Here is a 26,360-nt window from a genome sequence, read left to right on the forward strand (position 1 = left end):
CACACCGGAGATAGCAACTTGGCCTACGAATGCATCGAAGTCCGCACCGAAGCGGACAAGGTCGGCGTCATCACGCTCAACCGCCCCAAGCAGCTCAACGCCCTCAACGACCAACTCATGAACGAGCTGGGCGAGGCTCTGAAGGCCTTCGATGCCGACGAGAAGATCGGCTGCATCGTCCTCACGGGCAGCGAGAAGGCCTTCGCCGCCGGCGCCGACATCGGCGCCATGGCCAAGTACAGCTTCGCCGACGCCTACAAGGGCGACTACATCACGCGCAACTGGGAGCAGATCCGTCTGATCCGCAAGCCCGTCATCGCCGCCGTCAGCGGCTACGCCCTGGGCGGCGGCTGCGAACTGGCCATGATGTGCGACTTCATCATCGCCGCCGACAACGCCAGGTTCGGCCAGCCCGAGATCAAGCTGGGCGTGATCCCCGGCGCGGGCGGCACGCAGCGCCTGCCGCGCGCCGTGGGCAAGGCCAAGGCCATGGACATGGCCCTCACCGCCCGTATGATGGACGCCCAGGAAGCCGAACGCGCCGGGCTGGTCAGCCGCGTCGTGCCCATGGACAAGCTCATGGAAGAAGCCCTGGGCGCCGCCCTGGTCATCTGCGGCTTCTCGCAGATCGCCGTGATGGCCGCCAAGGAAACCGTGAGCCGCGCCTTCGAGGGCACCCTGTCCGACGGCCTGATGTACGAGCGCCGCCTGTTCCACGCGCTGTTCGCCACGCAGGACCAGAAGGAAGGCATGGACGCCTTCGTGAACAAGCGCGCCGCGAATTTCACGCACCAGTGATTTTTTAGGCTATAATCTCGCGCTTCGGTGGTATAGCTCAGTTGGTTAGAGCGCAGCATTCATAATGCTGATGTCCCAGGTTCAAGTCCCGGTACCACCACCACACAACGAGAAACCCGCAGTACCCTAGGTGCTGTGGGTTTTTTTCTTGTGGCCCTCTCGTCAACAGCCCCTGGATATACACCATGACACGCTGCCCCCCGCTGTACGCCCTGGCGCTCGCCGCCGCGCTGGCCCTGCCCCTGGCGGCACAGGCGCAACAGGCGCCCCCTCCCGCCGGCCAGCGCACCTTCCCCGAAGCCGCGCAGCGCGGCACCCTGAAGATCATGAACGGCACCAGCGCGGAGCTCAACGGCAAGCCCATCCGCCTGGCGCCCGGCCTGCGCATCTTCACGCCCCAGAACGCCCTGGTGTTCGCCCACACCCTGGCCGGCAAATCCCTGAAGGTGAACTACGTGATCGAGGCCAGCACCGGCATGCTGCACACTGCCTGGATCCTGACCGAGGCCGAGGCCAAGCAGCCGCGCAAGGGCAGCGGCGCCACGGTCACCAACATCCGCACCGGTACGTAAGGCGCGCCATGACCAAGAAAGTCTTCATCAAGACCTTCGGCTGCCAGATGAACGAGTACGACTCGGACAAGATGGCCGACGTGATGCAGGCCGCCGAAGGCTACGAGCCCACGCAGGACATCGACGAGGCCGACCTGATCCTGTTCAACACCTGCTCGGTGCGCGAGAAGGCGCAGGAGAAGGTGTTTTCCGACCTGGGCCGCGTCAAGCACTTGAAGAAGCGCGGCGTGCTCATCGGCGTGGGCGGCTGCGTGGCCAGCCAGGAGGGCGAAGAGATCATCAAGCGCGCGCCCTACGTGGACGTGGTCTTCGGCCCGCAGACGCTGCACCGCCTGCCCGAGCTGCTGGCCGCGCGCGCCGCCAAGGCGCGGCCGCAGGTGGACATCTCCTTCCCCGAGATCGAGAAGTTCGACCACCTGCCGCCCGCGCGCGTCGAGGGCGCGAGCGCCTTCGTCTCGATCATGGAAGGCTGCTCCAAGTACTGCAGCTACTGCGTGGTGCCCTACACGCGCGGCGAGGAGGTGAGCCGCCCGTTCGACGACGTGCTGGTGGAGGTAGCGGGCCTGGCCGACCAGGGCGTGAAGGAAGTCACCCTGCTGGGCCAGAACGTGAACGCCTACCTGGGCACGATGGGGGAGACGAGCGAGAAGGCCGACTTCGCCCTGCTGCTCGAATACGTGGCCGAGATCCCCGGCATCGAGCGCATCCGCTACACGACGAGCCACCCGAACGAGTTCACGCCCCGGCTGATCGAGGCGTATGCGCGCATCCCCAAGCTGGTCAGCCACCTGCACCTGCCCGTGCAGCACGGCAGCGACCGCATCCTGATGGCGATGAAGCGCGGCTACACGGCCATGGAATACAAAAGCACCATCCGCAAGCTGCGCGCCATCCGCCCCGAGATGGCGATGAGCAGCGACTTCATCGTGGGCTTCCCCGGCGAGACGGAGGAAGACTTCCAGAAGATGATGAAGCTGATCCACGACGTGCGCTTCGACAACTCCTTCAGCTTCATCTTCAGCCCGCGCCCCGGCACGCCCGCGGCCAACCTGCCCGACGACACGCCGCACGACGTGAAACTGCGCCGCCTGCAGGAGCTGCAGGCCGTCATCAACCGGAACATCAAGGACATCAGCGAGGAGCGCGTGGGCAGCGTGCAGCGCCTGCTGGTCGAGGGCGCATCCAGGCGCGACGGCGGCGAGCTGATGGGCCGCACCGAGTGCAACCGCGTCGTCAACTTTCCAGGCCACCCGCGCCTGATCGGCCAGATGGCCGACGTGCGCATCACCGAGGCCCGCACCTACACCCTGCGCGGCGCGGTGCTCATGGCCGAGGCGGTGCACGCGGCGGCATGAGGCCTTTCGCCGGCCTGTCCTTCCAGCAGTTGCTGCTGCTGGCTTTCGTGTGGATAGGCACGCTGCTCGGCGCCAGCTCCCTGCGGGCGCTGTTCACGCTGGAGCAGCTCATGCTGCAAAGCCGCCAGGGCGCGGCCGAGGCCATCGCGCTCTCCACCACGGCGCAGAGCCTGGGCGTTCACAGCCAGAGCCTGGAGCGCGCCGCCCGGCAGTCGCTGGTGCTGGCCGACGCGGGCCTGCGCCGCCGCTTCGAGGAGGGCACCGGCGAGGCCCTGGCCCTGCTGCAGCGGCTGCAGGCCAGCGGCCTGCAAAGCGAGGTGGCCGAGCGCTGGCGCACGCACCTGGCCGAGGTGGCCGCCCTGCTCGCCGGCCCCAAGGCCCAGTCGCTGGAGAACGAGCGCGCGGCCGCGGCCCTGTTCCTGGAGATCGACGCGCTCAACACGCTGATCGCCCAGCAGGTGCAGGACATCAACACCCGCCGCAGCAGCACGCTGCAGGACCAGATCGAGGCCAGCCGCCGCTCCGTCACGCACCAGGTGGTGGGCGTGATCGTGCTGGCGCTGGTGCTGGCGCTGGCGCTGGGCATCGGCCTGGCGCGCCCCTTCAAGCGGCTGGAGCGCGCCATCCGCCGCCTGGGCGAGAACGCGCTGGACCGGCCCGTGGACATCGCCGGCCCGGCCGACGTGCGGCGTGTGGGCCAGCAGCTCGAATGGCTGCGCGTGCGCCTGCTGGAACTGGACGCGGACAAGGCGCGCTTCCTGCGCCACGTGTCGCACGAGCTCAAGACGCCCCTGGCCTCCCTGCGCGAGGGCGTGGCCCTGCTGCAGGACGGCGTGACCGGCGCGCTGAACGCCGAGCAGCGCGAGGTGGTGGGCATCCTGCACCAGAACACGCTGGCGCTGCAGGGCGAGATCGAGGCCCTGCTGCGCTTCAACGCCGCTGCCTTCGAGGCGCGCCAGCTGCACCGCCGTCTCACCGACCTGCTGGCCCTGCTGGAGGCGCAGGTGGAAGCCCAGCGCCTGCAATGGCAGGCGCGCCGGCTGCAGGTCGTCGTCGAAGGCCCGTCGGTGGAGCTGCCGCTGGACGCGGAGAAAATCGCCTCCGCCGTGGGCAACCTGCTGTCCAACGCCATCCGCTTCTCGCCCGAGGGCGGCGTGATCCGCATCACTCTCACGCGCCAGCCCGGATGCGTGCGTGTGGACTTCATGGACCAGGGGCCCGGAGTGCACGAGAATGACCGCTCGCGCATCTTCGAACCCTTCTACCGCGGCGTGCGCCAGCCGGCCGACGCCGCGCGCGGCTCGGGCATCGGCCTGTCCATCGTCCAGGAATACATCCAGGCCCACGGCGGGCGCGTCGAGGTGGTGCAGGACGGCCCGCGCACTTTCTTCCGCATCGAGCTTGTGCAATGAAACGACAACCCCTTGAGGCCTTCCGCTCCGCAGTCCTCCTCGCGGCCATGCTGCTCGCAGGCTGCGGCGCCTGGGCACCGCGCGCCCAGGAGCGGCCGCAGGCCGTGGAAACCGTGCCCGCCACACCGCCTGCCCCGCCGCCGCCTGCCCCCGTGCAGCCGCAACCGGACGAGGAGACTCCCGCCGCCATCGAGCCGCCGCCGCTCAAGGACATCCTGGCCTACGCCCACCGCGCGGCCCGCTTCACGCCCGCCGAGCTGGCGGCCGAGCTCGCGCGGCTCACGCCACAGCAGGACGCCTCGGCCCAGCAGCAGCTGGAGCTGGCCCTGGCCCTGGGCCAGACGCGCCAGCCGGCCGACACGGCCCGCGCCCTGGCCCTGGTGCAGCGCGTGATCGCGCGCAGCGACGGCCCCCCCGCCTACCGCGCGCTGGCACGCCTGCTGGAAAACTTCTACCTGCAGCAGCGCCGCCTGGAAGACCAGGCCGACCGCCAGGCCCAGCAGGTCAGAGAACTGCAGCGCAAGACCGACCAGTTGAACGAGCGCCTGGAGGCCATGCGCGCCATCGAGCGCAGCCTGAATACCCGCCCGCCCACCAACGGCAGGTAACGCCATGCCCAACACCCACGCGCACAAGCCCCGCATCCTCGTCGTGGACGACGACGCCGACATGCTGCGCCTGCTGTCGCTGCGTCTGGCCGCCAGCGGCTACGAGATCACCACCGCCGGCTCCGCCGAGGAGGCCCTGGCCCAGTTGGAGCTGGCGCGCCCGCAGCTCGTGCTGAGCGACGTGCGCCTGCCCGGCCGCGACGGGCTGGCCCTGTTCGACGAGGTGCGCACGCGCCACCCCGCGCTGCCGGTGATCCTGCTCACGGCCCACGGCACCATCCCCGACGCGGTGGAGGCCACGGCGCGCGGCGTGTTCACCTACCTCACCAAGCCCTACGACGCGCAGGAGCTGCTGGACAAGGTGCAGCAGGCCCTGGCGCTGAGCGCCCCGGCTCCCGCCAGCCCGCACGCCAGCGAAACCTGGCGCAGCGCCATCGTCAGCCGCTCCGCGCGCATGGCCGACCTGCTGGCCGAGGCGCACATGGTGGCGCGCTCGGACGCCAGCGTGCTGCTGCTGGGCGATAGCGGCAGCGGCAAGGAGCTGCTGGCGCGCGCTATCCACCGCGCCAGCCCGCGCGCCGCGCGGCCCTTCGTGGCGGTGAACTGCGGCGCCATTCCCGAGGCGCTGCTGGAGTCCGAGCTGTTCGGCCACGTCAAGGGCGCGTTCACCGACGCGGTGAGCCACCACAAGGGCCTGTTCCAGGCAGCCGACGGCGGCACGCTGCTGCTCGACGAGATCGGCGACATGCCGCTGGCGCTGCAGGTCAAGCTGCTGCGCGTGCTGCAGGAGCGCGCGGTGCGCCCCGTGGGCGCGGCCCAGGCCACGGCCGTGGACGTGCGCATCATCTCCGCCACGCACCGCGACCTGGAAGAGGCCATGGCCGCGGGCCTGTTCCGCGAAGACCTGTTCTACCGCCTGAACGTGGTCACGCTGCAGCTTCCCACGCTGGCCGAGCGGCGCGAGGACATCCCGCTGCTGGCCAACCACTTCCTGCACACGCTGGCCGCCAAGTACGGCAAGCGCCTGTCGGGCTTCTCGCCCGAAGCGCTCAAGGCCCTGGCCGCCGCGCCCTGGCCCGGCAACGTGCGCCAGCTCTACAACGTGGTCGAGCAGGCGTGCGCGCTGTCCACCACGCCGCTGGTGCCGCTTACCCTGGTGCAGCGCGCGCTGCGCACGCCCACGGTGCAGGTGCTCAGCCTGGCCGAGGCGCGCCAGCGCTTCGAGCGCGGCTACCTCGTGGACCTGCTCAAGATGACCGACGGCAGCGTGGCCGACGCGGCGCGGCTCGCCCAGCGCAACCGCACCGAGTTCTACCGCCTGCTGCAAAAGCACGGGCTGACGCCCGGGCATTTCAAGGGCGAAGGGGACGCAGGCCCGCCTGTCGCCGAAGAGCGACAGGGCTAAGTCCTTGATCTGGCTGGTTTCCCGGCTCCGCCCGCGGCAAGGCGTCGCCCTTTGGCGACAAAAGGACGGCATTCAGGGCCCCAGCAGGCCGCTGTACATGCGCTTACAGCACGAAGCCGCCCCAAGCCATTGATACGCAAGGTTTTTTTCAGGCTGGCACAGGGTTTGCCCTATCGCCAGCATGCACAAGACCGCCACCTCCTCCCAGCCCTACCGCCCTGCCGCCGTGGCGCGCCGTGGCGCCAGCTATCCGCGGCCCGTGGTCTCGCAGCGCAGCCTGCTGCGCGAAGAGCGCCACCCCAACGCCGTCACCGCACCGCCCGTGCACCGCGGTTCCATGGCGCCGCAGCCGTGGCGGGGCTTCTGGAACAGCATCGGCACCGCGATGCTCATGCGCCTGACCGGCCGCAAGGCCACTGCCAGCGACACCGCCCCGCGCGCGCCCTGGCAGGACGCCGCGCAGCGGCGCCGGCAGGTGTTTTTGGCCTTCACGCTGCTGTGCAGCGCGGCGGCCACCGCCCTGTTCGCGCAGGTGCAGCCCGCCTACGACAGCGCCTGGCTCGAATACGGCCAGCTGGCGCTGTTCGCGCTGCTGTCCGCCTGGGTGGTGAGCGGCTTCACCACCGCCGTCATGGGCGCCTGGGTGATGCTGCGCGGCGACCCGCACGCGCTGTCGGCGCGCAGCGTGGCCGGCCACGGCCTGAGCCCCGATGCGCGCACCGCCATCGTCATGCCGATCTGCAACGAGGACGTAGCCACCGTCTTTGCCGGGCTGCGCGCCACCTGCGAATCGGTGGCGGCCACGGGCCACGGCGGCACGTTCGACGTGTTCGTGCTGTCCGACACCTCCGACCCGCAGGTCGCCGCCGCCGAGCGCACCGCCTGGGAGGAGCTGCGCTCGGCTCTCGCCGCCCAGGGCGCGCAGGACACCGGCCGCCCCCAGGTGGAGGTGTACTACCGCCTGCGCGCGCGCCGCACGCACCGCAAGGCCGGCAACGTGGCCGACTTCTGCCGCCGCTGGGGCAAGGATTACCGCTACATGGTGGTGCTCGACGCCGACAGCGTGATGAGCGGCGAGTGCATCGTCACCCTCGCCCAGCTCATGGAAGCCCACCCGCGCGCCGGCATCATCCAGACCGCCACGCAGGCCGTGGGCCACGTCACGCTGCATGCACGCGCGCAGCAGTTCGCCTCGCGCGTCACCGGGCGCCTGTTCACGCTGGGCATGCAGTTCTGGCAGCTGGGCGAGTCGCACTACTTCGGCCACAACGCCATCATCCGCGTGGAGCCGTTTATGGAGCATTGCGCGCTCGCGCCCATCCAGGGCAAGGGGGGCCTGGCCGGCGGCATCCTGTCGCACGACTTCGTCGAGGCCGCGCTCATGCGCCGCGCGGGCTACCACGTGTGGCTGGCCGCCGACCTCGTGGGCAGCTACGAGCAGCAGCCGCCCGACCTGCTGGCCGAACTGCAGCGCGACCGCCGCTGGTGCCAGGGCAACCTGCAGAACGCCCGCCTGATGGCCGAGCCCGGCATGCACCCCGTGCACCGCGCCATGTTCGCCACGGGCGCCATGTCCTACCTGTCGGCACCGCTGTGGCTGGCCTTCATCACCTTCGGCACGGCCCTGTGGCTGTCGGGCGCGCCGCTGGTGGCGAGCTGGTCCGTTCTGCCCGGCGAGCTGCTCGCCCTGTGGGCATGGACGCTGTGCATGCTGTTCCTGCCGCGCGTGCTGGGCGTGGCCGCCGTGCTGCTGCGCGGCGAGCAGCGCCGCTACGGCGGCACCTTCGCCCTGCTGCGCAGCGCCCTGCTGGAGAGCGTGCTGGCCATCCTGCAGGCGCCCATCCGCATGCTGGCGCACTCGCTGTTCGTGCTGGTGGCGCTCACCGGCCTGAAGCTGGAATGGAAGTCTCCTCCGCGCGAAGCGGCCGCCGTGCCCTGGCGCGAGGCCGCTGCCCGGCTGGCGCCGATGACCGCCGTGGTGGGCCTGCTGGCCGCCGGCATCGCGTTCATCGACGGCAGCGCGCTGGTCTGGCTGCTGCCCGTGGGCCTGCCGCTGGCGCTGGCCATCCCGCTGGCGGTGGTGACCAGCCAGATCCGCCTGGGCGAGGCCGCGCGCACGCGCCGGCTGCTGCTGATCCCGGAAGAGGCCTGGTCCCCGCACGTGCTGCGCCGGGCCCGGCTGCATGCCCACCAGTTCGCGCAGCCCGCACTGAAGGCGGCCTGAAGCATCAAAAAAAGGAGCTGCTTGCGCTTGCTACAAGCCGGCTTCAGATAGTTTTCTATCTGAAAACCAGGATTAGCAAGCGCAAGCAGCTCCTTTTTTGAGAGCTACCGCAGCTGTATCTAGAACCGCGGCATGCCGCCCATGCCGGGCAGCCCGCCCTTCATGCCGCCGAGCTTCTTCATCATCTTCATCAGGCCGCCGCCCTTCATCTTCTTCATCATGCCCTGCATCTGACTGAACTCGTTGAGCAGGCGGTTGACGTCCTGCACCTGCACGCCCGCGCCGGCGGCGATGCGCTTCTTGCGCGTGGCCTTGATGAGGTCGGGCTTGCGGCGCTCGAGCGCGGTCATGCTGCAGATGATGCCTTCCTTGCGGCGGATGTCGCGCTCGGCCTTGTCCATGTCCACCTGGCCGGCCTTGGCCGTGAGTTCCGAGGGCAGCTTGTCCATGAGGCTGGACAGCCCGCCCATCTGCTTCATCTGCTGGAGCTGGGCCAGGAAGTCGTTGAGGTCGAACCCGTCGCCGCTCTTGACCTTGGCGGCGAGCTTCTGCGCGGCTTCCAGGTCCACGCCGGCCGTGACCTGCTCGACCAGCGCCACGATGTCGCCCATGCCCAGGATGCGGCCCGCGTGGCGCTCGGCGTCGAACACCTCCAGGCCGTCGATCTTCTCGGACACGCCGGCGAACTTGATGGGCGCGCCCGTCACCTGCCGCACCGACAGGGCCGCGCCGCCGCGCGAGTCGCCGTCCAGCTTGGTGAGCACGATGCCGGTCAGCGGCAGCGCCTCCTTGAAGGCCTTGGCGGTGTTGATCGCGTCCTGACCCTGCATGGCATCGACCACGAACAGCGTCTCGACCGGGTTCAGCACCGCGTGCAGGTCCTGGATCTCGCGCATCAGCACCTCGTCGATGGCCAGGCGGCCGGCGGTGTCGACCAGCAGCACGTCGAAGTAGTGCTTCTTCGCGTAGTCCAGCGCGGCGGTGGCGATATCGCGCGGCTTCTGGTCGGGCGTGCTGGGGAACCACTCGGCGCCGGCCTGCCTGGTGACGGTCTTGAGCTGCTCGATGGCCGCCGGGCGGTACACGTCGCCCGAGACGGTGAGCACCTTCTTCTTGCGCTTTTCCTGCAGGTGCTTGGCCAGCTTGGCCGTGGTCGTGGTCTTGCCCGCGCCCTGCAGGCCAGCCATCAGGATGACGGCGGGCGGCTGGGCGTTGAGGTTGATGTCGGCCACGCCCTCGCCCATGGTGGCAGCGAGCTCCTTGTTGACGATGCCCACCAGCGCCTGGCCGGGCTTCAGGCTGCCCAGCACCTCCTGGCCCAGAGCTTTCTCCTTGACGCGCGCGATGAAGTCGCGCACCACGGGCAGGGCCACGTCGGCTTCGAGCAGCGCCATGCGCACCTCGCGCAGCATGTCCTGCACGTTGGATTCGGTGATGCGGGCCTGGCCGCGCATCTCCTTGACGAGACGGGTGAGTTTGTCGGTGAGCGCGGAGGCCATGGAAAAGTGCTCCAGATGCATCGGCACGGGCGCAGCGCCGTGCCGGCGGCCGCCCCGTCAACAGCATGGTGGGCGGCTAAACTGCGAAGTCTATGATTTTACCCAGTGCATCTCCGCTCGGCTGGCTGCTGGCACTGGCCACCGCCGTGGCCTACGTGCTTCCCGCGGCGCTGGCGCCGCGCGCCGGCGCCGCCGGCCGCCTGGCCATGGCACCCGCCTGGGTGCTGCACGCCGCCGCGCTGGCCTGGGGGCTGCTGCTGGACGGCACGCCGCACTTCGGCTTCGCCCCCGCGCTGTCGATGACGGCCTGGCTGGTGCTCACCACCTATGCGGTGGAGCGCCAGCTGTTCCCGCAGATGCGCGCGCGCTGGGCCCTGTCCGCGCTGGGCGGCATCGCGGTGCTCGCGGCCGCCGCCTTCCCCGGCCTGCCGCTGCACGGCACGGCCTCGCCCTGGCTGCCGCTGCACCTCACGCTGGGCATCGCCTGCTACGGGCTGTTCGCGGCGGCCGTGGTCCACGCCTGGCTCATGGGCCGTGCCGAGCGGCAGATCCGCCTGGCAGCGGACTCCCAGAGCGGCATTCCGCTGCTGACGCTGGAGCGCCTCACCTTCCGCTTCGTCATGGCGGGCTTCGTGCTGCTGTCGGCCACGCTGGTCGCGGGCTGGGCCTTCGGCGAGCAGCTCTACGGCCGCGCCTGGCGCTGGGACCACAAGGCCATTTTCTCGCTGCTGGCCTGGATCACGTTCGCCGTGCTGCTGCTCGGGCGCTCGCGCTTCGGCTGGCGCGGGCGCAGCGCCGTGCGCGTGCTCTACGCGGGCGCGGCGCTGCTGCTGCTGGCCTACGTGGGCTCGCGCTTCGTGCTGGAGGTCGTCCTGGGGCGCGGCGCATGAAATACCTCGTCCTCTTCGCGGTGCTGGCCGTCGTCTACGCCATCTGGCGCAGCCAGCGCAGCCTGCCTCCCGAGAAAACGCCCCGCCCGCCCGCCGTCGGCCCCCGCGCCGCGCCGCAGGACATGGTGACCTGCGCGCACTGCGGCCTGCACGTGCCGCAAAGCGAAGCGCTGCGCAAGGGCGCGCGCAGCTACTGCTGCCCGGCCCACCGCGACCAGGATGCATCGGCGTGAGCGGCCACGCCATGCCCGCAGCCACCGACAACACCCCCTTCCTGCGCCTGTGGACCGGTTTCCTGACGGCGCGCGTCATGGTGGCGCTGGCCCTGCTGGCGCTGCAGCTGCTGGGCCTGGCGCTCAACCAACAGGGCGAGCCCGCGCTGCTGGCCACCAGCTTCGGCTACCTCGTGGCCACTGCAGCGCTGCGCATCCTCGCGCGGCACGCCCCGCCAAACCCGCAGCCCGGCATCCAGTGGCTGCCCTCCATCGGCGTGGACATCCTGCTGGTCAGCAGCCTGCAGTGGCTGCAGCAATCGGGCGCGATGAACTTCACGCCCCTCTTCGGCCTGCCCATCCTGATGGCGGGCGTGCTGGGCACGCTGACCCTGGCGCTGGGCACCACCGCCGGGGTCACGCTGCTGCTGCTGGCCTGGGCCTGGTGGCTGGGCGAGCAAAGCGGCGCGGACAACACCCAGCGCTACCTGCAGACGGCCCTGACCGGCACCGGCTACTTCATCGTCGCCTACCTCGTGCACCAGCTGGCCACCCGGCTGACGAGCGAGCAGCAGGTGGCGCACCGCAGCCAGATGGACGCGCGCACCCAGACGGCGGTGAGTGCCCTGGTCATCCAGCACGTGGCCGACGGCGTGCTGGTGCTGGACCGCGCGGGGCTGGTGCGCCTGGCCAACCCTGCGGCGCTGCAGCTGCTGGGCAGCGAGGCGCAGGCCCGCGTGCCCTTCGTGCTGGCGGACGCGCCCGCATGGAAGCCGCTGGCGGAGCTGGCGCACCATGCATTCGTCCGGGCGCAGCCGCAGACCGCCGACCTGAGCATCCTCCACGAGAGCCAGAGCCCCATGGGGCTGCGCGTGCGCGCCTGGCTCACCGCCGGCGCAGCGGAGGACGGTGAGCCGCTGTGCGTGATGTTCCTGCACGACCTGCGCGAGATGGAAGCGCGGCTGCGCACGGAAAAGCTCGCCGCCATGGGCCGCATGTCGGCGGCGGTCGCGCACGAGATCCGCAACCCGCTGGCGGCCATCGCCCAGGCCAACGAGCTACTGGACGAGGAACTGACCGACCCCGGCCACAAGCGCCTGTCGCACATGGTGCGGCAGAACGCCGAACGCCTCGTGCGCATCACGGAGGATGTGCTCGACATCGCCCGCGTGCAGCACCAGATCAGCCACAGCGCCTCCACCACCCTGGCGCTGGACGCCATGGTGCTGCAGGCATGGCAGGACTGGCAGTCGCACGACCCCGCGCGGCGCCGGGCGCAGCTGGTGCTGGACGCGGGCGCCGCGCAGGTCGAGTTCGACCCCGAGCACCTGCGGCGCGTGCTGGTGAACCTGCTGGACAACGCCCTGCGCTACATGGGCCCCGAGCCCGATTCGCTCTACATCACCACGCGCGCCACCGCCGGCGGCAAGGCGGGCCTGCAGGTCTGGAGCGATGGCGCACCGCTGGACAAGTCGGTGGAGCGGCACCTGTTCGAGCCCTTCTTCTCGTCGGAGAGCCGCTCCAGCGGCCTGGGCCTGTACATCTGCCGCGAGCTGTGCCAGCGCCACGGCGCCTCCATCGGCTACCAGCGCATCACCCGGCACCTGGCGCGCGGCCCGGTGCCGGGCAACGCCTTCACCGTCACGTTCCGCGGCACCAGCCGGCCCGCGGACACCACCGCTTCGCTGTTTGACACAATCGTGGTCTGATGTCTGCCTCCGCCACCGCCAATGCCTCCATCCTCGTCGTGGACGACGAGCCCGACCTGCGCACGCTGTACGAGCTGACGCTGCTGCGCGAAGGCTACCGCGTGGAGACCGCCGCCAGCGTGAGCGAGGCGCGCCAGCAGCTGCAGGTGCAGCGCTTCGATGCGGTGATCACCGACATGCGCCTGCCCGACGGCTTCGGCATGGAACTGCTGCGCGACCTGCGCGACCAGCAGCGCCGCGAGCGCTGCGTGGTCATGACCGCCTACGGCTCGGCCGAGAACGCCGTGGAGGCGCTGCGCTCGGGCGCGTTCGACTACCTGACCAAGCCGGTGGATCTGAAGCAGTTCCGCGCCGTCGTGGCCTCGGCGGTGCAAGGCATGGGCGGCGTGCTGCAGCCGCGTGCGCCCCGGCCCGGCCACCCCCCGGCCTCCAGCACGTGGACAGAAACGCAGGACCCTGCGCTGCAAGGCCTCATCGGCGACTCCGAACCCATGCGCAACGTGAAGCAGCGCATCGCCAAGGTGGCGCGCAGCATGGCGCCGGTGCTCATCCACGGCGAATCGGGCACGGGCAAGGAGCTGGTGGCGCGCGCCCTGCACGCCAGCAGCCAGCGCGCGGACGGGCCGCTCGTCGCCGTCAATTGCGGCGCGATTCCCGAAAACCTGCTCGAGGCGGAATTCTTCGGTGCGCGCAAGGGCTCGTACACCGGCTCCACGCAAGACCGTGACGGCTACTTCCAGGCAGCCCGGGGCGGCACGCTGTTCCTCGACGAGATCGGCGACCTGCCCCTGGCCATGCAGTCCAAGCTGCTGCGCGCCATCCAGGAGCGCAGCGTGCGCCCGCTGGGCTCCACGCAGGAAGAACCGGTGGACGTGCGCATCGTCAGCGCCACGCACCGCGACCTGGCGGCGGACGTGCAGGCCGGACGGTTCCGCCAGGACCTGTACTACCGGCTCAACGTGATCGAGCTGCTGATCCCCCCGCTGCGCGAGCGGCGCGAAGACCTGCCCGCGCTGTGCGAGGCCCTGCTGGCGCGCATCGCGCACGAGTCCGGCATCACGCCGCCCCGGCTGACCGACGCCGCGCTCCAGCGCATCGCCCAGCACCCGCTCACCGGCAACGTCCGCGAGCTGGAGAACCTGCTGCACCGTGCCGTCGCGCTGAGCGACGGCGGCGAGCTGCAGCTCGAATGCGCCAGCGAGGCACCGCCCTTCTGCCCCCTGCCGGCAGGGCAGGCACGACCCGCCGCCAGCCCCGCCAGCTCCGTCGTGACGGCCGACATGCCGCTGCCCCACGACCTGCAGGCCTGGCTGGACCAGCAGGAGCGCGAGATCCTGGTGCGTGCGCTGCGCGAGGCCGGCTTCAACCGCACGGCCACCGCAGCGCGGCTGGGCATCAGCCTGCGCCAGATCCGCTACCGCATCGACCGGCTGAATATCGCCGTGCCCCAGGACGGCGACAGCCATGGCGAGACGGAGTGAGCGGCAGCCCCTGTGGAGCGGCGGGTGGTACCGCCCCGCGCGCCACGCCGCATCGCCCAACTTCGGCCCCCGGCCCGCAGGCGCCGAGATCGACCTGATCGTGGTGCACTCGATCAGCCTGCCGCCAGGCCAATACGGCGGCACCGGCGTGCACGACCTGTTCACCAACCAGCTCGACTGGGACGCGCACCCCTACTACGGGCAGATCCGCGGACTGCAGGTGTCGTCCCACTTCTTCGTCACCCGGCAGGGCGCCCTTTGGCAATACGTGGACTGCGACCAGCGCGCCTGGCACGCAGGGCCCTCGCACTACCGGGGCCGCGGCGCCTGCAACGACGACTCCGTCGGCATCGAGCTCGAAGGCCTGGAGGGCCACGGGTTCGAAGCCGCGCAGTACGCTGCGCTGCGCACCTTGTGCACGGCGCTCGCACAGCGCTACCCCATCCGCTATCTCGCCGGGCACGAGCACATCGCCCCCGGCCGCAAGCACGATCCGGGAGCGGGGTTCGACTGGCATGCTCTGCGGAGTGCATTCGCCGGCACAGGCATCCTGCTGCCTCCTGGAACCCACTGACCCTTCCGAAAAAAGGGTTTTGACGACGCGCAGGCCGCATCCCGGCAACCCGGCACAGGCGCTGGCATGGCCGCGCTTTCGGCGGACAAAGGCCGGGAAACGCGCGCCGTTGCTGGCCCGCACCTGCTCCCCGCAAGCACGCCAAGGGCCTGGAGGCCGGTGAAGGCATCCGCCCAGCAACATTCGGTCACGCATCTTGGCGCAGCGCGCACCTGGCACGGATACACTACCGGTAGTGTCTTGAACCCTACCGACACCCTAGATATAGTGTGCAGCGATGCCTGCCACTTCGTGCCCGGCGGTCAGTTCCAGCCCGCTTGGCCATTCCCGACCACACCCAGAGAGGAATACATGCAAGCTGCGCCTCATCCATCCGCCGCCGACACCGCACGGCCCTCGCACGCCCCCGCCACGGGCGAAGAACAGGGCGCCGCGCCGGAACATCCGTACGCCCACTACCAGATCATCCGCCGCAACGGCGCGGTCGTGCCTTTCGAGCCGCAAAAGATCGCCGTGGCCATGATGAAGGCCTTCCTGGCGGTGCACGGCACGCAGGGCGCGGCCTCCGCCAGCGTGCGCGACGTGGTGGACGAGCTGACCCAGACCGTGGTGCGTGCGCTCATGCGCTCGCGCCCGAACGGCGGCACCTTCCACATCGAGGACGTGCAGGACCAGGTGGAGCTGTGCCTCATGCGCGGCAGCCACCACGAGGTCGCGCGCGCCTACGTGCTCTACCGCGAGCGCCGCGCCCAGGAGCGCGCCCAGCGCCAGGAGCAACTGCTGCCCCAGGCCGCAGCGCTGCACGTGCTGGAGAACGGCCAGCGCGTCGAGCTGGACGTGCTGCGGCTGCAGTCCCTGATCGAAGCCGCCTGCGCCCACCTGGGCACCGACGTGCAGGCCACGCCCATCGTGGCGGAAACCATGCGCAACCTGTACGACGGCGTGCCCATGGAAGAGGTGTACAAGGCCTCCATCCTCGCAGCGCGCACTCTCATCGAGAAGGATCCGGGCTATACCTACGCCACCGCGCGCCTGCTGCTGCACACCATCGTGCGCGAGGTGCTGGCCAAGGACGTCGTGCCCGCCGAGATGGGCCCGGCCTATGCGGCGCACTTCCCCGAATTCATCCACAAGGGCGTGGAGCACGAGTTGCTCGACCCGCGCCTGCTCGACTTCGACCTGCCCCGCCTCGCTGCCGCGCTGAAGGCCGAGCGCGACCAACAGTTCGACTACCTGGGCCTGCAGACGCTGTACGACCGCTACTTCCTGCACGTGCGCAAGACGCGCATCGAGCTGCCCCAGTCCTTCTTCATGCGCGTGGCCATGGGCCTGGCGCTGCAGGAGGACGACCGCAACGCGCGCGCCATCGAGTTCTACGAGCTGCTCTCGTCCTTCGACTTCATGAGCAGCACGCCCACGCTGTTCAACAGCGGTACGCTGCGCTCGCAACTGTCGAGCTGCTACCTGACCACGGTGCCCGACAACCTGGACGGCATCTACGAATCCATCAAGGAAAACGCCCTGCTGTCCAAGTTCGCGGGCGGCCTGGGCAACGACTGGACGCGCGTGCGCGCCCTGGGTGCCCGCATCAAGGGCACGAACGGCGAATCCCAAGGCGTCGTGCCCTTCCTCAAGGTGGTCAACGACACGGCCGTGGCCGTGAACCAGGGCGGCAAGCGCAAGGGCGCCGTCTGCACCTACCTGGAGTCCTGGCACCTGGACATCGAGGAGTTCCTGGAACTGCGCAAGAACACCGGCGACGACCGCCGCCGCACGCACGACATGAACACGGCCAACTGGATTCCCGACCTCTTCATGAAGCGGGTGATGGAAAAGAGCCACTGGACGCTGTTCTCCCCATCGGACGTGCCCGAGCTGCACGACCTGTATGGCCAGGCCTTCGAGCGCGCCTACCTCGCCTACGAAGCCAAGGCCGACAGCGGCGAGCTGCGGCTCTTCAAGCGCATCCCGGCCGTGGATCTGTGGCGCAAGATGCTCTCGATGCTGTTCGAGACCGGCCACCCCTGGATCACGTTCAAGGACCCGTGCAACATCCGCTCTCCGCAGCAGCACGTGGGCGTGGTGCACTCGTCCAACCTGTGCACCGAGATCACGCTCAACACCAGCGACACCGAGACCGCGGTGTGCAACCTGGGCTCGGTGAACCTCGCGCGCCACCTCAAGGACGGCAGCGTCGACCACGACAAGCTGCGCAAGACCGTGGCCACGGCCATGCGCATGCTGGACAACGTCATCGACATCAACTACTACGCCGTGGACAAGGCGCGCGACTCCAACATGCGCCACCGCCCCGTGGGCATGGGCCTGATGGGCTTCCAGGACGCGCTGTACGAGCTGCGCATTCCCTACGCGAGCGAAGCCGCCGTGGAGTTCGCCGACGCCTCCATGGAAGCCATCTGCTACTACGCCTACTGGGCCTCGACCGAACTCGCCCGGGAGCGCGGCACCTATTCCAGCTACCAGGGCTCCCTGTGGTCCCGCGGCATCCTGCCGCTGGACTCGCTGCAGCTCCTGCAGCAGGAGCGCGGCGGCCCCGTGGAAGTGGACCGCACCACGCGCCTGGACTGGGATGCCCTGCGCGCCAAGATCGCCCAGGACGGCATGCGCAACTCCAACTGCGTGGCCATCGCCCCCACCGCCACCATCTCCAACATCGTCGGCGTGGACGCCTCCATCGAGCCCTCGTTCGGCAACCTGTCCGTCAAGTCCAACCTGTCGGGCGAGTTCACCGTCATCAACCAGTACCTGGTGCGCGACCTCAAACGCCTGGACCTGTGGGACGACGTGATGGTCATGGACCTCAAGCACTTCAAGGGCTCGCTGCACCCCATCGACCGCGTACCGCAGGACGTCAAGGCCCTGTACGCCACCGCGTTCGAGGTCGCGCCCACATGGCTGGTCGAAGCCGCGGCACGCCGGCAAAAGTGGATCGATCAGGCGCAGAGCCTGAACATCTACATGGCTGGCGCCTCGGGCAAGAAGCTCGACGAAACCTACAAGCTCGCCTGGGTGCGGGGTCTGAAGACCACGTACTACCTGCGCACGCAGAGCGCCACGCACGTCGAGATGAGCACCGTGAACACGCGCCAGCTCAATGCCGTGTCGTCGGGCACCGACGCCGGCAAGTCCGGTGCACTCGAGGCCGCAGCGGCAGCGGCGCAGGCACAGGCCGCAGCGCTGCCCGCAACGGACGTGAAGTTCTGCGCCATCGACGATCCGACCTGCGAAGCCTGCCAGTAGGCCCGCGCCGCACACACACATGCGGCCAGCGATGAACGCCCACGCACCGCATGTGTGATGAAGCAACAAATCACGGCGCAGCAACGCTTTGGTGCTTTCCATTTTGAAGCACTGCTTCCATAATCCGACCACTGGAAAACCTATGCTCACCTGGGACGACGAAGTCAAGCCCTCATCGCAAGAACATCCGAAAGGCAGTCTCTCCAACGACCGCCCGGTGGAGCTTCCGCCCACGGCTTTCCAGCAGCCCGCGCTGCAAACCGTCGAGGCCTCCACACCGCGCGCCGCCGCCGCGCCCGCCCCCGCGAATCCGCAACACCGCCGCGTCTCCGCGGTCGACAAGCGCATCATCAACGGCCAGACGGACGTCAACCAGCTGGTGCCCTTCAAATACAAGTGGGCCTGGGAAAAGTATCTCGCCACCTGTGCCAACCACTGGATGCCTCAAGAGGTGAACATGACGCGCGACATCGCGTTGTGGAAGGACCCCAATGGCCTGACGGAAGACGAGCGCCGCATCGTCAAGCGCAACCTCGGCTTCTTCGTGACCGCCGATTCGCTGGCCGCCAACAACATCGTGCTGGGCACCTACCGCCACATCACAGCGCCCGAATGCCGCCAGTTCCTGCTGCGCCAGGCCTTCGAGGAAGCCATCCACACGCACGCCTACCAGTACATCGTCGAATCGCTGGGACTCGACGAAGGCGAGATCTTCAACGCCTACAACGAGGTCGCCTCGATCCGCGAGAAGGACCAGTTCCTGATCCCGTTCATCGAAGCGATCATGGACCCGTCCTTCCATACCGGCACGCCGGAGAATGACCAGACGCTGCTCAAGAGCCTGATCGTCTTCGCCTGCCTGATGGAGGGTCTGTTCTTCTACGTGGGCTTCACGCAGATCCTGGCGCTGGGCCGCCAGAACAAGATGACGGGCGCTGCCGAGCAGTACCAGTACATCCTGCGCGACGAGTCGATGCACTGCAATTTCGGCATCGACCTGATCAACCAGCTCAAGCTGGAGAACCCCCACCTGTGGACGCCCGAATTCAAGGAAGAGGTCAAGGGCCTGTTCCTCAAGGCGGTCGACCTGGAATACCGCTACGCCGAAGACACCATGCCGCGCGGCGTGCTCGGCATGAACGCCTCGATGTTCAAGGGCTACCTGCGCTACATCGCCAACCGCCGTGCCACGCAGATCGGCCTGGAGGCGCTGTTCCCGAACGAAGAGAACCCCTTCCCCTGGATGAGCGAGATGATCGACCTGAAGAAGGAGCGCAACTTCTTCGAGACGCGCGTCATCGAGTACCAGTCCGGCGGAGCCCTGTCCTGGGACTGACCTTCCTTCCATCCAGGCCATGATTTTTCAACCACGCTCCTTGCAGACCGCACCCACGAGAGTGCCGGGGTCCTGGGGCGTTTTCCGCATTCGTGGCGGCGGGCATCGCCTTGTTGCCATGGATCGCTCCCTGCCCAATGCAGGCCGGGAGTGCTCTTTGCAAATCGACCCAAGGAGAAAATGATGGCAACTGCGAAGAAACCCGCTGCGAAGAAGGCAGCCCCGGCAAAGAAAGCCGCCCCGGCAAAGAAGGCGGCAGCGCCTGCCAAGAAGGCCGTAGCGGCCAAGAAGGCAGCACCCGCCAAGAAGGCGGCAGCGCCTGCCAAGAAGGCCGTAGCGGCCAAGAAGGCAGCGCCCGCCAAGAAGGCGGCAGCACCTGCCAAGAAGGCCGTAGCGGCCAAGAAGGCAGCGCCCGCCAAGAAGGCGGCAGCGCCTGCCAAGAAGGCCGTAGCGGCCAAGAAGGCAGCGCCCGCCAAGAAGGCGACAGCACCTGCCAAGAAGGCCGTAGCGGCCAAGAAGGCGGCAGCACCTGCCAAGAAGGCCGCCGCCGCGCCCAAGAAGGCAGCACCTGCCAAGAAGGCGGTGAAGGCTCCCGCTGCCGCGCCTGCCCCTGCGGCGCAGACCACGCTGAACCCGCAGGCTGCCTGGCCTTTCCCCACCGGGGGCAAGCCCTAAGGCGATCTAGCGCCTATCGGCCACGACCCGGCGCTCTGCGCCGGGTTTTTTTATGGCCGGCCGCTCCCTTCAGGCGGGGTCGAAATCCAGGACGTAGTTCTGTGGGCCCCGCTGTGCGATCTTGAGCGCGCCCATGCGGTTGCCCAGTGCGGCGCAGCGAACCAGAGGCCAGCCCCGCTCTAGCCCGAACAGCAAGGCGCCACGCCATGCGTCGCCACAGCCCGTCGGGTCCACGACCTGCGCCGGCTCCACGGGCGGCACCACCACCCGCTCGCCACGCTCCCAGACTTCGCAGCCCTCGGCGCCCAGCGTCACGACCAGACCTCGCACCTTGTGCGAGATTTCCGCCAGCGTCCAGCCCGTGCGTTCGCACAGCATCTTGCCTTCATAGTCGTTCACGGCAACCCATGATGCCTGCTCGATGAAGCGCCGAAGCTCCTCGCCCTGGAACATGGGCAGCCCCTGCCCCGGATCGAAGACGAAGGGGATGCCCGCCTCGGCCATCTGCGCCGCGTGCTGCAGCATCGCGTCGCGCCCATCAGGCGCGATGATGCCGACCCGCAGGTCCGCGTGCGCCGCGACCCGGTTGCGGTGGGCCTGCATCATGGCCCCGGGGTGGAAAGCGGTGATCTGGTTGTTGTCCCGGTCGGTCATGATCATGGCCTGGGCCGTATAGGTATCGTCCACCTGTCCGATCAGGCCTGTGTCGATGCCCAGTTGCGCAAGGCGTGCCATGTAGTCGGCGCCATCGCTGCCCAGCATGGCCATGGGCCGGGGATCGCCCCCGAGCAGCCGAAGGCTGTAAGCGATGTTGCCCGCGCAGCCCCCGAAATCCCGGCGCAGCGACGGTACGAGAAAAGACACGTTCAGGATGTGCAGTTGCTGCGGCAGTATCTGCTCGGCGAACTGCCCCTCGAAGGTCATGATGGTGTCGAATGCCAGGGAACCGCAGATCAGTGCCGCCATGGAAAAAGGTCCAGTACAAAAGTTTCAGGGATAGAAAGCCAGGATGCGGTAGCCCGCCACCTGCGCAGCGCTCGACGCCATGCGCACCGCCACGGTGCCGTTCCAGATGCCGCCGGCCGCGAGCTCCGCAGGCGCGGCCACATCGCCGGGCAGCAGCACACGACGCAGCACCGCCTGGTCTTGCGCATCGGTCAGCGTGAGTTCCAGCGCCGGCATGGCCACCACGGTGGCCGAGGTGTTCTTGAGGCTCACCTGCAACTGGTAGGCAGAGGCATCGTCCCGCGCCTTGGCGAACGACGAGCTGTCGATGACGACGGCGGAGATGCGGCGCGGTGCCTCCAGCACGCAATGCAGGCGCGCGCACAGTTCCGCCAGCCAGGGGCGCGTGGCGGGATACCGTGCAGCCAGCGCATCGCGCTCCTGCAGCGCAACCTGCAGGGCCAGCATGCAGGCCAGCACCACCGCGGCGAGCAACACGGCGGCACGCACCACGGGCTGGCGCCAGAAGGCATTGCGGTGCGCGGCCCTGACGAATTCCGGCTCATCGAAGGACTCGCCCGCAGCCTGGGGCTCCACATCCTCTTCTTCCACCGGCAATGACGCAGGCGCCTCTTCCACTGACAATGCGGCGGCAGGCGCTTCCTCCACGGAGGAGGCCGTTTCCGGCACATCGTCCTCCACGGCTTCATGCGTCAGCAAGGAAGGCAGGGGAGGCAGGGACTCTGCGGGTGGAGCAGCCTGCGGCGCCGCGCTCTCCTGCGGGGCGTCAGCGATCAGAAAAGACGGAACCCGCGGATGCGGCACATGCCATGCCGGGAGCGGCGGGACGGGCGGCGCCCAGGAGGCCGATTCGGGTGCCGCAACGGCCGGCTCCACGGGGTCTGCCGGCGGGAGAGGCACCCGAGCACTGCCCCAGACCTGCACGGTGTGCAGCGTGGCAGGAGCCGGGAGCGGGCGCAATGCGTCCAGCGGCACCTCCGGCAACAGGGGCGCCTGCTCCACGGCGTGCAAGTGCTGGGAGGCATCGAAGACCTGCTTGCACTGCCCGCAGCGGACCCAGCCATCCGATATGCGCAACTGATCCGCGACGACCTTGAAGGACGTTTCGCAGAAGGGACAGCGCGTGATCTGGCTCATCGGCTGTGGATTGTAGGTGGGGTGCCCACGCCCGCGCCGCAAGCGAATGCACCGTTCTAACGGCGCGCAGTCATGAGAATCCAGCCGTCCTCGCTGTCGGCCACCTCCAGCGCCAGCCAGGGCGCATAGGTCTCCTGCAGCTCCTGCGCCTGCCGCTCCAGGATGCCAGCGAGCACCAGGCTTCCACCCTGGGCCACGTGGGCGCACAGCAAAGGCGCGAGCACCTTGAGCGGCGTGGCCAGGATATTGGCCAGAACGGTCTGGTAGCCGCCCTGCGCACGCTCGGGCAGCCCGGCGTTCACCTGCACGCCGTTGGCCTGTGCATTCTGCCGCGTGGCCTCGACAGCCGCTGAATCGATGTCCACGGCATCGATGTCCTGCGCGCCGAACTTGGCCGCGCCGATGGCCAGGATGCCCGAGCCGCAGCCGTAGTCGAGCACGCGGCCCAGCGAGCGGCCTCCTTCTTCCTGGCGGGCGATCCATCGCAGGCACATGCGCGTAGTGGGATGCGTGCCCGTGCCGAATGCCAGGCCGGGGTCCAGCCGGATGCTGCGGCGGGCCGCCTGCGGCAGCTCGTGCCATGTCGGCACGATCCAGAAATCAGGGGTGATCTCCACGGGCGCAAACTGCGACTGCGTGAGGCGCACCCAGTCCTGCTCCTGCACGGCAGCGATGCCGAGCACGGCACAGCCCTCGAAGAAGTCCTGCGCCTGCAGCAGCCGCTGCGCCTCCTCGGCAGCGGCCTGCGTGGGGAACAGCGCGGTGACGCGGCTGCGCTGCCACCCGTCGCGCGGTGCAGGCATGCCCGGCTCGCCGAACAGCGCCTGTTCGGCATCGGTCTGGGCGTCGGCGTCCTCCACCGACACGCTCAGCGCCTCCAGCGCATCGAACGCATCGCTCAGGGGCTCGACCCGGTCCTCGGGACACAGCAGGCTCAACTCGAACATGGGACTCGCCCTCCTTGCATGCAAACCATGAAAAAAGCTGGCACCCGTCTCCGGATGCCAGCGTACAGGTGCTCGGTGCGGCCGCTCAGCGCTTGCGCTGGGACAGCCACTCTTCGAGATAGTGGATGTTGGTGCCGCCCGCCACGAAGTTGGCGTCCACCATCAGCTCGCGGTGCAGCGGCACGTTGGTGTTGATGCCCTCGATCACCGTCTCGGCCAGCGCCGTGCGCATGCGCGCCAGCGCCTGCTCGCGCGTATCGCCATGGACGATGATCTTGCCGATCATGGAATCGTAGTTCGGCGGCACGTAGTAGTTCGTGTACGCATGCGAATCCACGCGCACGCCCGGACCGCCCGGCGCATGCCACATGGTGATGCGGCCCGGCGACGGGGTGAACTTGTAGGGGTCCTCGGCGTTCACGCGGCATTCGATGGCGTGGCCCTGGATCTGGATCTGGCGCTGGGTGAACGGCAGCTTCTCGCCCGCGGCCACCATGATCTGCGTGCGCACGATGTCCACGCCGGTGATCCACTCGGTCACCGGGTGCTCCACCTGTACGCGCGTGTTCATCTCGATGAAGTAGAACTCGCCGTTCTCGTAGAGGAACTCGAACGTACCCGCGCCGCGGTAGCCGATCTTCTTGCACGCGGCCACGCAGCGCTCGCCGATCTTCTCGATGAGCTTGCGCGGAATGCCCGGCGCCGGCGCTTCCTCGATCACCTTCTGGTGGCGGCGCTGCATGGAGCAGTCGCGCTCGCCCAGGTAGACGGCGTTGCGGTGCTTGTCAGCCAGCACCTGGATCTCGATGTGGCGCGGGTTCTGGAGGAACTTCTCCATGTACACGGCCGGGTTGCCGAAGGCGGCCTGTGCCTCCGCCTTGGTCATCTGCACGGCGTTGACCAGCGCGGCCTCGGTGTGCACCACGCGCATGCCGCGCCCGCCGCCACCGCCGGCGGCCTTGACGATCACCGGGTAGCCGACGCTCTTGGCGATGCGGCGGATCTGCACCGGATCGTCGGGCAACTCGCCGTCGGAGCCAGGCACGCAGGGCACGCCCGCGCGGATCATGGCCTGCTTGGCCGACACCTTGTCGCCCATCATGCGAATGGACTCGGGCGTGGGGCCGATGAACTGGAAGCCGCTCTTTTCCACGCGCTCGGCGAAGTCGGCATTCTCCGACAGGAAGCCGTAGCCGGGGTGGATGGCCTCGGCATCCGTCACCTCGGCCGCCGAGATGATGGCCGGCATGTTCAGGTACGACAGCGGCGAGGGCGCCGGGCCGATGCACACGGCTTCCTCGGCCAGCTTGACGTACTTGGCGTCGCGGTCGGCCTCGGAATAGACCATCACGGCCTTGATGCCCAGCTCATGGCAGGCGCGCTGGATGCGCAGGGCGATTTCGCCGCGATTGGCGACGAGGATCTTCTTAAACATAAACAGGCCCTCGCATGGCGGGGGTTGGGAAACTCATCGGGCGGGTCACTCGATCACGAACAGCGGCTGGCCGTATTCGACGGCCTGGCCGTTCTCGCCCAGTATGCGGGTCACCGTGCCGCTCTTGTCGGCCTCGATCTCGTTGAGGATCTTCATAGCCTCGATGATGCAGATGGTCTCGCCCTCCTTGACCTGGCTGCCCACCTCGACGAAGGGCTTGGCCCCCGGGCTGGACGCGCGGTAGAACGTGCCCACCATGGGCGACTTCACCACATGCCCCGTGGGGGCGGCAACAGGTGCGGGCGATTCGGCTACGGGCGCGGCCGGAGCGGTGGCGGGAGCGGCAACGGGTGCTTGCACGGGCGCGGCAACGAATTGCTGCACGACAGCGCCACCACCCTTGACGATACGCACCTTGCCTTCGGCTTCGGTGATCTCGAGTTCGGAAACATTCGACTCGGAGACCAGATCGATCAGGGTCTTGAGTTTTCGCAAATCCATGGGGGCTCCAACGGCTAAAACGGAATGGGGCGTGAATTTACTCCAATTTCGGCCTATTTCACCGAACTTCCCCCTTTTGCCATCATCTCCTTTTGACGAGACACGGCACTCACAACGTTTTGGACCACTCTTGCAGGTCCTGCGCCGTCAGCTGACCCATTTTACGCTTCAAAATGTTGCCATCTGCCCCGAACAGCACGGTAAACGGCAACCCCCCTTTTTCGTTGCCCAGTGCACGCCCAATGTCGGATCCCGCCAGGCCGCCCAGCGCGACCGGAAAATCCAGCGGCAGCCGCTGCAGGAATTGACGCACGTTCGAGGGCTGATCGATCGCCAGGCCCACCACCTGCCAGCCCTTCGCGCGGTGCTCGGCGTGGAAGCGGTTGAGCAGCGGCAGCTCGTCCACGCACGGCGGGCACCAGGTGGCCCAGAAGTTCAGCAGCAAGGGTTTGCCCTGAAAGGACGCCATGCGCACGGCCTCGCCCGCGGGGCCGTCGAAGCTCGCGCCCCACAGCGCCTCGGCCGCGCCGTCACGCACCGGCTGCGGCTGCAGGCGCCACAACGCGAAGCCCGCGCCGCCCAGCGCCGCGAGCGCACCGATGCCGACGGTGAGCCAGCGGCGGCGCGAGATGTCGGAAGAAGCAGGAGAGAGCGAATCGTTCATGGAGCAAGAGGGGAAGAAGGCGACTCCTGCAGCAGCTTGCGCACGGCGTCGGCATCGCCGCGCGGCGCGCGGCCGCGCGCGTCGGGGCGCAGGGCACCGCGCAGGTCGTCCAGATCGTAGATCAGCAGGTGCACGCCGATCTCCTCGCCCAGGACGGGCGAGCGGCTGCTCAGGCTCAGCGCGTCGACCGGCTCGCCGCGCAAGCCCGTCACCGTGCGCGGCTCGTAGTTCACGTGGTGGTCGATGAGGGCGATCTCCGCGGATTTGGAGTCGTCGCAGAACAAAGACAAATAGATATCCGACAGCCGCGTGGCCGTGCCGTGCCAGACGGCGCCGCCCAGGTAGGGGCGGAAGGCCTGCATGCGCTGCATCCACACCAGCGCCAGCTCGCGCAGCGCGCGCAGCTCCATCGGCTGAGTGTCGGCATGGAAGAGGCCGATGTACTCGCGCACCGCATCCTCGACCAGGTCGTTGTCGGGCAAGGGCGTGCGCGCGGGCAGGCCCAGCGCCTTGACGGCACGGCGCTTGGCCGGCCCCCACTCCATGCCCTCCTCGACAACCAGGCGGGCGGCGACGTTGGCGATTTCGGTGACGAGGGCGTTTTCCATGGCGATGGTCCCGGGCAGACGTGGCATTGTGGACCGAATGCCATGGCGCAGCCTTGACACGGCACGGACAACGCGCACGGCACAGGGGCAT

23 protein-coding genes, 1 tRNA gene and 1 pseudogene are annotated in these 26,360 nt (G+C 68.7%); 16 read left to right on the forward strand and 9 right to left on the reverse strand.

Going from position 1 to position 26,360, the window contains the following annotated elements:
* Positions 1 to 18: 18 nt before the first annotated feature.
* The 8 genes from AVS7_RS17215 (at position 19) to mdoH (ending at position 8,374) form a co-directional block, all read left to right on the forward strand.
* Positions 19 to 798, forward strand: coding sequence for an enoyl-CoA hydratase (locus tag AVS7_RS17215; RefSeq protein WP_020230849.1), 780 nt, complete (start codon positions 19 to 21; stop codon positions 796 to 798).
* 26 nt (positions 799 to 824) lie between these two features.
* A tRNA-Met gene (locus AVS7_RS17220) sits at positions 825 to 901 on the forward strand.
* An 82-nt stretch (positions 902 to 983) separates the two neighbouring features.
* On the forward strand, positions 984 to 1,370 hold the full coding sequence (locus tag AVS7_RS17225; protein ID WP_020230850.1) for a hypothetical protein: 387 nt from the start codon (positions 984 to 986) through the stop codon (positions 1,368 to 1,370).
* 8 nt (positions 1,371 to 1,378) lie between these two features.
* The gene (gene miaB, locus AVS7_RS17230) at positions 1,379 to 2,725 is read left to right on the forward strand and encodes a tRNA (N6-isopentenyl adenosine(37)-C2)-methylthiotransferase MiaB (protein ID WP_020230851.1); all 1,347 of its coding nucleotides are present in this window, start codon (positions 1,379 to 1,381) and stop codon (positions 2,723 to 2,725) included.
* Positions 2,722 to 4,137 carry an ATP-binding protein gene (locus tag AVS7_RS17235; protein WP_020230852.1) on the forward strand — a complete coding sequence of 472 codons (1,416 nt, stop codon included), beginning with the start codon at positions 2,722 to 2,724 and terminating at the stop codon, positions 4,135 to 4,137. Before miaB ends, AVS7_RS17235 begins: the two co-directional genes overlap by 4 nt.
* On the forward strand, positions 4,134 to 4,745 hold the full coding sequence (locus AVS7_RS17240; RefSeq protein WP_024001748.1) for a hypothetical protein: 612 nt from the start codon (positions 4,134 to 4,136) through the stop codon (positions 4,743 to 4,745). Before AVS7_RS17235 ends, AVS7_RS17240 begins: the two co-directional genes overlap by 4 nt.
* Before the next feature lie 4 nt (positions 4,746 to 4,749).
* Positions 4,750 to 6,150 (forward strand): sigma 54-interacting transcriptional regulator, encoded by a 1,401-nt coding sequence (locus AVS7_RS17245; protein ID WP_020230854.1) that lies wholly within the window; start codon positions 4,750 to 4,752, stop codon positions 6,148 to 6,150.
* Between the two features lie 181 nt (positions 6,151 to 6,331).
* Positions 6,332 to 8,374, forward strand: a complete 2,043-nt coding sequence (gene mdoH, locus AVS7_RS17250; RefSeq protein ID WP_020230855.1) for a glucans biosynthesis glucosyltransferase MdoH — start codon at positions 6,332 to 6,334, stop codon at positions 8,372 to 8,374.
* Between the two features lie 119 nt (positions 8,375 to 8,493).
* Here mdoH and ffh read toward each other — a convergent pair whose 3' ends face one another.
* Positions 8,494 to 9,873, reverse strand: coding sequence for a signal recognition particle protein (gene ffh, locus AVS7_RS17255; protein WP_020230856.1), 1,380 nt, complete (start codon positions 9,871 to 9,873; stop codon positions 8,494 to 8,496).
* A 92-nt stretch (positions 9,874 to 9,965) separates the two neighbouring features.
* On the opposite strand from ffh, the gene AVS7_RS17260 reads away from it, so the two are divergent.
* From AVS7_RS17260 to AVS7_RS17295, 8 genes are all read left to right on the forward strand, one after another.
* Positions 9,966 to 10,763 (forward strand): inner membrane protein YpjD, encoded by a 798-nt coding sequence (locus tag AVS7_RS17260; protein WP_020230857.1) that lies wholly within the window; start codon positions 9,966 to 9,968, stop codon positions 10,761 to 10,763.
* A complete protein-coding gene (locus tag AVS7_RS17265) occupies positions 10,760 to 10,996 on the forward strand; it encodes a PP0621 family protein (protein ID WP_020230858.1) in 237 nt (78 codons plus the stop codon). The genes AVS7_RS17260 and AVS7_RS17265 overlap by 4 nt, the downstream gene beginning before the upstream one ends.
* A gap of 11 nt (positions 10,997 to 11,007) precedes the next feature.
* A complete protein-coding gene (locus AVS7_RS17270) occupies positions 11,008 to 12,684 on the forward strand; it encodes a PAS domain-containing sensor histidine kinase (protein WP_034691909.1) in 1,677 nt (558 codons plus the stop codon).
* The gene (locus AVS7_RS17275) at positions 12,684 to 14,165 is read left to right on the forward strand and encodes a sigma-54 dependent transcriptional regulator (protein ID WP_020230860.1); all 1,482 of its coding nucleotides are present in this window, start codon (positions 12,684 to 12,686) and stop codon (positions 14,163 to 14,165) included. The genes AVS7_RS17270 and AVS7_RS17275 overlap by 1 nt, the downstream gene beginning before the upstream one ends.
* On the forward strand, positions 14,149 to 14,739 hold the full coding sequence (gene ampD / locus AVS7_RS17280; protein WP_020230861.1) for a 1,6-anhydro-N-acetylmuramyl-L-alanine amidase AmpD: 591 nt from the start codon (positions 14,149 to 14,151) through the stop codon (positions 14,737 to 14,739). The genes AVS7_RS17275 and ampD overlap by 17 nt, the downstream gene beginning before the upstream one ends.
* A 351-nt stretch (positions 14,740 to 15,090) precedes the next feature.
* A complete protein-coding gene (locus AVS7_RS17285) occupies positions 15,091 to 18,000 on the forward strand; it encodes a ribonucleoside-diphosphate reductase subunit alpha (protein WP_020230862.1) in 2,910 nt (969 codons plus the stop codon).
* 142 nt (positions 18,001 to 18,142) lie between these two features.
* Positions 18,143 to 19,336, forward strand: a complete 1,194-nt coding sequence (locus tag AVS7_RS17290) for a ribonucleotide-diphosphate reductase subunit beta (protein ID WP_020230863.1) — start codon at positions 18,143 to 18,145, stop codon at positions 19,334 to 19,336.
* A gap of 183 nt (positions 19,337 to 19,519) precedes the next feature.
* Positions 19,520 to 20,011 (forward strand): hypothetical protein, encoded by a 492-nt coding sequence (locus tag AVS7_RS17295; RefSeq protein ID WP_024001749.1) that lies wholly within the window; start codon positions 19,520 to 19,522, stop codon positions 20,009 to 20,011.
* A 69-nt stretch (positions 20,012 to 20,080) separates the two neighbouring features.
* Here AVS7_RS17295 and AVS7_RS17300 read toward each other — a convergent pair whose 3' ends face one another.
* From AVS7_RS17300 to AVS7_RS17330, 8 genes and pseudogenes are all read right to left on the reverse strand, one after another.
* Positions 20,081 to 20,977, reverse strand: coding sequence for a carbohydrate kinase family protein (locus AVS7_RS17300; protein ID WP_020230865.1), 897 nt, complete (start codon positions 20,975 to 20,977; stop codon positions 20,081 to 20,083).
* Between the two features lie 24 nt (positions 20,978 to 21,001).
* Positions 21,002 to 21,676, reverse strand: a complete 675-nt coding sequence (locus tag AVS7_RS25245; protein WP_234450031.1) for a DUF3426 domain-containing protein — start codon at positions 21,674 to 21,676, stop codon at positions 21,002 to 21,004.
* Positions 21,677 to 22,009: 333 nt separating this feature from the next.
* Positions 22,010 to 22,114 (reverse strand): annotated as a pseudogene (locus tag AVS7_RS25355) (zinc-ribbon domain-containing protein); the annotation flags it as partial.
* Between the two features lie 56 nt (positions 22,115 to 22,170).
* A complete protein-coding gene (prmA, locus tag AVS7_RS17310) occupies positions 22,171 to 23,061 on the reverse strand; it encodes a 50S ribosomal protein L11 methyltransferase (protein ID WP_020230867.1) in 891 nt (296 codons plus the stop codon).
* Positions 23,062 to 23,146: 85 nt separating this feature from the next.
* Positions 23,147 to 24,496, reverse strand: coding sequence for an acetyl-CoA carboxylase biotin carboxylase subunit (gene accC / locus AVS7_RS17315; protein WP_020230868.1), 1,350 nt, complete (start codon positions 24,494 to 24,496; stop codon positions 23,147 to 23,149).
* Between the two features lie 45 nt (positions 24,497 to 24,541).
* Positions 24,542 to 24,997, reverse strand: coding sequence for an acetyl-CoA carboxylase biotin carboxyl carrier protein (gene accB, locus AVS7_RS17320; protein WP_020230869.1), 456 nt, complete (start codon positions 24,995 to 24,997; stop codon positions 24,542 to 24,544).
* A 109-nt stretch (positions 24,998 to 25,106) separates the two neighbouring features.
* Complete coding sequence (locus AVS7_RS17325; RefSeq protein WP_020230870.1) at positions 25,107 to 25,661, reverse strand: TlpA disulfide reductase family protein; 555 nt, start codon at positions 25,659 to 25,661, stop codon at positions 25,107 to 25,109.
* Positions 25,658 to 26,269, reverse strand: a complete 612-nt coding sequence (locus AVS7_RS17330; RefSeq protein WP_034691831.1) for a hypothetical protein — start codon at positions 26,267 to 26,269, stop codon at positions 25,658 to 25,660. The genes AVS7_RS17325 and AVS7_RS17330 overlap by 4 nt, the downstream gene beginning before the upstream one ends.
* Positions 26,270 to 26,360 lie beyond the last annotated feature (91 nt).

Origin of the sequence: Acidovorax sp. MR-S7 (genome assembly GCF_000400995.2) — a bacterium.
Taxonomy (GTDB): domain Bacteria; phylum Pseudomonadota; class Gammaproteobacteria; order Burkholderiales; family Burkholderiaceae_C; genus MR-S7.

Coding starts and splice junctions, on each gene's coding strand:
- AVS7_RS17225 (WP_020230850.1), top strand. CDS start 984: ATGACACGCTGCCCCCCGCTGTACGCCCTGGCGCTCGCCGCCGCGCTG.
- miaB (WP_020230851.1), top strand. CDS start 1,379: ATGACCAAGAAAGTCTTCATCAAGACCTTCGGCTGCCAGATGAACGAG.
- AVS7_RS17235 (WP_020230852.1), top strand. CDS start 2,722: ATGAGGCCTTTCGCCGGCCTGTCCTTCCAGCAGTTGCTGCTGCTGGCT.
- AVS7_RS17240 (WP_024001748.1), top strand. CDS start 4,134: ATGAAACGACAACCCCTTGAGGCCTTCCGCTCCGCAGTCCTCCTCGCG.
- AVS7_RS17245 (WP_020230854.1), top strand. CDS start 4,750: ATGCCCAACACCCACGCGCACAAGCCCCGCATCCTCGTCGTGGACGAC.
- mdoH (WP_020230855.1), top strand. CDS start 6,332: ATGCACAAGACCGCCACCTCCTCCCAGCCCTACCGCCCTGCCGCCGTG.
- ffh (WP_020230856.1), bottom strand. CDS start 9,873: ATGGCCTCCGCGCTCACCGACAAACTCACCCGTCTCGTCAAGGAGATG.
- AVS7_RS17260 (WP_020230857.1), top strand. CDS start 9,966: ATGATTTTACCCAGTGCATCTCCGCTCGGCTGGCTGCTGGCACTGGCC.
- AVS7_RS17265 (WP_020230858.1), top strand. CDS start 10,760: ATGAAATACCTCGTCCTCTTCGCGGTGCTGGCCGTCGTCTACGCCATC.
- AVS7_RS17270 (WP_034691909.1), top strand. CDS start 11,008: ATGCCCGCAGCCACCGACAACACCCCCTTCCTGCGCCTGTGGACCGGT.
- AVS7_RS17275 (WP_020230860.1), top strand. CDS start 12,684: ATGTCTGCCTCCGCCACCGCCAATGCCTCCATCCTCGTCGTGGACGAC.
- ampD (WP_020230861.1), top strand. CDS start 14,149: ATGGCGAGACGGAGTGAGCGGCAGCCCCTGTGGAGCGGCGGGTGGTAC.
- AVS7_RS17285 (WP_020230862.1), top strand. CDS start 15,091: ATGCAAGCTGCGCCTCATCCATCCGCCGCCGACACCGCACGGCCCTCG.
- AVS7_RS17290 (WP_020230863.1), top strand. CDS start 18,143: ATGCTCACCTGGGACGACGAAGTCAAGCCCTCATCGCAAGAACATCCG.
- AVS7_RS17295 (WP_024001749.1), top strand. CDS start 19,520: ATGGCAACTGCGAAGAAACCCGCTGCGAAGAAGGCAGCCCCGGCAAAG.
- AVS7_RS17300 (WP_020230865.1), bottom strand. CDS start 20,977: ATGGCGGCACTGATCTGCGGTTCCCTGGCATTCGACACCATCATGACC.
- prmA (WP_020230867.1), bottom strand. CDS start 23,061: ATGTTCGAGTTGAGCCTGCTGTGTCCCGAGGACCGGGTCGAGCCCCTG.
- accC (WP_020230868.1), bottom strand. CDS start 24,496: ATGTTTAAGAAGATCCTCGTCGCCAATCGCGGCGAAATCGCCCTGCGC.
- accB (WP_020230869.1), bottom strand. CDS start 24,997: ATGGATTTGCGAAAACTCAAGACCCTGATCGATCTGGTCTCCGAGTCG.
- AVS7_RS17325 (WP_020230870.1), bottom strand. CDS start 25,661: ATGAACGATTCGCTCTCTCCTGCTTCTTCCGACATCTCGCGCCGCCGC.
- AVS7_RS17330 (WP_034691831.1), bottom strand. CDS start 26,269: ATGGAAAACGCCCTCGTCACCGAAATCGCCAACGTCGCCGCCCGCCTG.